Raw genomic sequence first — 2,145 nt, 5'->3', positions numbered from 1 at the left:
GGTCCGAGCCCGCCTCGCGCTCGACCCCCGCCGAAACGCCGGCCGAGTCGACCGCTCCGGACCCCGCTGCCGAGCCGTCGGCCCTGAACGCGCCGTCGACAGCGCTCGACAGCTCTGCCCTCCGAGCGGTCGCAGTTGCTGGTCTCGACTCTGCCCCGTCGACCGAAGCAGCGCCCGTTTCACGTGGAACGGAGCAGCCGCGAGAAGATGGTGGCGAGCACGAATCGGCGTCCCTGGTGGACGGCGACCACGACTTCGACGAGTCTCCACGACCTGTGGATGACGACCCCCTGAAACTGCCCCCGCACACGGGAATTCGTCCACAGAGGCCTGTGGACGAAGCTGGGGGCAGACCCGCCCCGACCCCAACTGACATCCTCTTCGGGCCAAGTCCCGCACCTATCGGAATGGGCGCTATGACTGCCGCACAGATCGCCGCGCGGGCCACGTCGGACGAGCTTCAGCGACGACTTCTCGAGACTCCGATCGCCGCCGCCACCGAACGGACCCTGCTGGTGAATGAAGGACGCACGATGGGCCGGGAGTTCCCGCTGCCCGCCGAAACCCGAGTGTTCGTGGTCGCGAACCAGAAGGGCGGCGTAGGCAAGACGACGACGACCGTGAACGTCGCGGCCGGACTCGCCTTGTACGGCGCCCGCATCCTCGTCATCGACCTGGACCCGCAGGGCAACGCGTCGACCGCCCTGGGCATCGACCACTCCGAGGGCACCCCGGGCGTCTACGAGGCGATCATCGAGGGCGAGTCCCTCGGCAAGCTCCTGCAGCCGTGCGCCGAGCACCCCGGTATCCAGGTCGTCCCGGCCACGATCGACCTGGCCGGCGCCGAGATCGAGCTCGTCAGCATTGTCGCCCGCGAGAGCCGGCTGAAGCGCGTCCTCGACGCGCACCTGGCCGAGACCGAGGCCGCCGGCGAGAAGTACGACTACGTCTTCATCGACTGCCCGCCGTCCCTCGGCCTGCTCACCGTGAACGCCCTCACTGCCGCCCGCGAGGTGCTGGTCCCGATCCAGAGCGAGTACTACGCCCTCGAGGGGCTCTCCCAGCTTCTCCGTCACATCGACATGGTGAAGTCCCACCTGAACCCGGGCCTGGACGTCTCGACGATTCTGCTCACCATGTACGACGCCCGCACCAAACTGGCCGGCGAAGTCGCCGCCGAGGTCCGCGGCCACTTCCGCGACGCCGTCCTCCGCACCGCCGTCCCCCGTTCCGTCCGCATCTCCGAGGCTCCCAGCCACGGTCAAACAGTCCTGGCCTACGACCCAGCCTCCGCCGGAGCCCTCTCCTACCTGGAAGCCTCCCGAGAAATAGCCATGCGGAACAACGCCTGACCCATCGCCACCCCAGCGCCGGCCGACCCCTCGGCCGGCGCTTCGCATGTCGACCCCATGCCCCACCACCTGCCGGGTGGCGGCCGCGCTGGCCGCGCGGCAACGGCGAAGTCAACGGCTGCAGGCTGGCCGGCATGCGCACCACCACGACCGCGCTGACCCGGCCCTCGGGCGGCTGCCGGCACCGATGGATGCTCAGCCGGTCCAAGAAGGACGGGTGCCGGGCAAGAGAGGATCGCCGGGAACCTCCAGCCGCATAGCGGTGCGTCCTCGGTGCGGCGAAATCCTCGGCTCGCCGCGTGATCGGACCCAACTCCTTGGACGTGGGCCACGGGCGTGAGTAGCCAGTAGACGATGCGCGGCATGAGTGCGTCACGAGGCTGTCCGGAGCGAGTGGCGCGGCACTGCTACGGGCGTTGGTTGCCGGTGTGACAGGTCCACCCGCAGCGACCGGTGGCGCGGGCTGTGGACCTGACGGGCGGTGGAGTACGAACACGCGTACCACGAGTGTTCAGAAATGACGTTCGGGCGGCGGACTCGTACGGAGCGCGCTAACGCGCTCGACCAGACCTCGGGCGGGTCGGGTGTCCGGGCTGCGTTGCCGGTGCTGCGTGGTGGCAAGACGAATCGGCGGGATGCATCGTAGTGCGACGGTCGGGCCGGCATGGGCTTGAGTCGACAGGTCGGATGGGTCGGCCTGCGGTCGACCGGGTCGCTGCACTGCGGTTTCACGTGAAACGGCAGGAGCCGTCGAGAGATGCTCCGGGCCGGAGGATGACCTTGAAAATCACGG

Annotated in this window: 1 protein-coding gene; it reads left to right on the top strand. The window is 69.1% G+C overall.

The annotated features are described in order from the left end of the window. Positions 1-416 precede the first annotated feature (416 nt). Positions 417-1,352, top strand: a complete 936-nt coding sequence (locus E1218_RS35540; RefSeq protein ID WP_325052881.1) for a ParA family protein — start codon at positions 417-419, stop codon at positions 1,350-1,352. Positions 1,353-2,145 lie beyond the last annotated feature (793 nt).

Origin of the sequence: Kribbella turkmenica (genome assembly GCF_004348725.1) — a bacterium.
Taxonomy (GTDB): domain Bacteria; phylum Actinomycetota; class Actinomycetes; order Propionibacteriales; family Kribbellaceae; genus Kribbella; species Kribbella turkmenica.
This window is presented reverse-complemented; position numbering and strand designations above follow the sequence as displayed.